General features: G+C 48.3%; 3 protein-coding genes and 1 riboswitch. All 3 genes read left to right on the plus strand.

Annotated elements, in window-relative coordinates:
* Positions 1-216: 216 nt before the first annotated feature.
* A riboswitch (SAM riboswitch) is annotated at positions 217-319 on the plus strand.
* 81 nt (positions 320-400) lie between these two features.
* A complete protein-coding gene (gene metK, locus DBO31_RS08970; RefSeq protein WP_150824984.1) occupies positions 401-1591 on the plus strand; it encodes a methionine adenosyltransferase in 1191 nt (396 codons plus the stop codon).
* 151 nt (positions 1592-1742) lie between these two features.
* On the plus strand, positions 1743-1922 hold the full coding sequence (gene rpsU, locus DBO31_RS08975; RefSeq protein ID WP_059077465.1) for a 30S ribosomal protein S21: 180 nt from the start codon (positions 1743-1745) through the stop codon (positions 1920-1922).
* A 25-nt stretch (positions 1923-1947) separates the two neighbouring features.
* Positions 1948-2301: GatB/YqeY domain-containing protein (locus DBO31_RS08980; protein WP_150824985.1), on the plus strand; the 354-nt coding region annotated here is incomplete at its 3' end.

The raw sequence follows: 2301 nt of genomic DNA on the forward strand, positions 1-2301 counted from the left end.
AGCAGACCTCATCCTGGCAGCAGCCCAGCATCGTCTTACCATTTCGAAGGACGAACTCAATCCTGTTACAAAGGACAATGCCCGGGATGAAAAAACAACAGCTGTGCCCGAAGCCTGATACGGTATAGGTGTTACCGGGCAGGGAAAATTTCTTTTGAAAAAGACTTGCATTATCCTGCTATATCGGGTATACTATCTTACGTCAAATAAAATATAGTTCCATCAAGAGACGGCGGAGGGACTGGCCCTGTGATGCCGCAGCAACCTTCATCTATTGAAAGGTGCTAAATCCAACAGTGTATATACTGGCAGATGGGTATACGTAGCCCCCTCTTGTCAGAGAGGGCTTTTTTTTACATACGTATCAAATGGAACTAAAAAAGTTAAGGAGGATATACAAATGGCTAAAAACCGCGAATTCTTTACTTCTGAATCCGTTACTGAAGGTCATCCTGATAAGATGGCTGACCAGATTTCCGACAGCATCCTTGATGCCATCCTGGCAAAAGACAAAAATGCCCGCGTTGCCTGCGAAACGCTGGTAACGACTGGCATGGTCCATGTCGTAGGTGAAATTTCCACTACCTGCTATGTCGATATTCCACATATCGTCCGCGAAACAATCCGTGAAATCGGTTATACGCGGGCTAAATACGGCTTCGACTGCGATACATGCGGCATCCTCGTATCCCTTGACGAACAGTCTTCAGATATTGCTATGGGCGTCGATGAAGCTCTGGAAGCAAAAGAAGGGCAGAAGGATAAATTTGATATGATTGGTGCCGGTGACCAGGGTATGATGTTCGGCTACGCTACTAATGAAACGGACGATTACATGCCACTGCCGATTTCCCTGGCACACCGTCTGGCACGCCGCCTGGCGAAAGTCCGTAAGGATGGCACGCTGTCTTATCTCCGTCCCGATGGAAAGACACAGGTCACGGTCGAATACGATGACGGCAAGCCGGTCCGTATCGACACCATTGTTATTTCGGCACAGCACAGCCCGGAAGTAACACGTGACCAGATTGAAAAAGACCTCCTCGAATACGTCATCAAGCCGGAACTTCCTGAAGGCCTGTTCGATGACAAGACAAAACTGTATATTAATCCGACGGGACGGTTCGTCATCGGCGGCCCTCAGGGTGATTCGGGCCTCACGGGACGGAAAATCATCGTCGATACGTACGGTGGCATGGCCCGTCATGGCGGCGGATGCTTCTCCGGCAAGGACCCCACAAAAGTCGACCGTTCGGCCGCTTATGCAGCCCGTTATGTAGCCAAGAATATTGTTGCCGCAGGCCTTGCTGATAAAGTCGAAATCCAGCTGGCTTATGCCATAGGCGTTGCCCGCCCTGTTTCTATCCACGTTGAAACGTTCGGTACCGGCAAGGTCGATAACGATGTCATCGTCAGCCTGATCAATAAACACTTTGATCTCCGCCCGGCCGGCATCATCGAAATGCTCGACCTGCAGCGTCCTATCTACAAACAGACCGCTGCTTATGGTCACTTTGGCCGCAACGATCTGGATCTTCCCTGGGAAAAGACCGATAAGGCCGATATCCTCCGTAAAGAAGCCGGATTATAATAGGCAATCATCCTTGATGTCTGCCTGAGGAAAGTGTATGACTTCACTTTCTACAGTACTTTACGGATTGACAAATATGCTCTTTTTGAGTATAATTTCAATGTGTGCAGTAAAGCACTCCCTAACATACATTTGGAGGGAGGGATATAGAATGGCAGAAATCAAAGTTGGTAAAAATGAATCCTTGGACAGCGCACTGCGCCGTTTCAAACGTTCTTGCCAAAAAGCAGGTGTTCTTTCCGAAGTCCGGAAACGCGAACACTATGAAAAACCGAGCGTACGGAGAAAGAAAAAATCTGAAGCAGCACGGAAACGGAAGTATAGAGCATAATCGCAAAGAGTAGAAGGGTGATATCATGTCTCTGAAAGAAGAACTGCTTCAAGATATGAAAACGGCAATGAAAGCGAAAGAAGCTGGTAAGACGGCTCTTTCCGTCATACGCATGGTCCGTAATTCCATTAGAAATACGGAAATCAATGGTAAATGCGAACTGGATGATGCCGGTGTGGCAGCAGTCATTGCCAAAGAAATGAAACAGCGCAAAGAATCGCTGGCTGAATTTGAAAAAGCCGGCCGTACTGACCTGGCAGACCAGACAAAGGCTGAAATGGCCGTTCTGGAAAAGTATATGCCAAAACAGCTGACGGAAGATGAAGTTGCGCAAATCGTCCGTGACACCATCGCCGGGCAGGATGCGTCGTCTCTTAAG

Origin of the sequence: Megasphaera sp. DJF_B143 (genome assembly GCF_900320625.1) — a bacterium.
GTDB lineage: Bacteria > Bacillota > Negativicutes > Veillonellales > Megasphaeraceae > Megasphaera > Megasphaera hexanoica.

Excerpts from the sequence above, each read along its gene's own strand:
- metK (WP_150824984.1), top strand. The coding sequence starts at position 401 with ATGGCTAAAAACCGCGAATTCTTTACTTCTGAATCCGTTACTGAAGGT.
- rpsU (WP_059077465.1), top strand. The coding sequence starts at position 1,743 with ATGGCAGAAATCAAAGTTGGTAAAAATGAATCCTTGGACAGCGCACTG.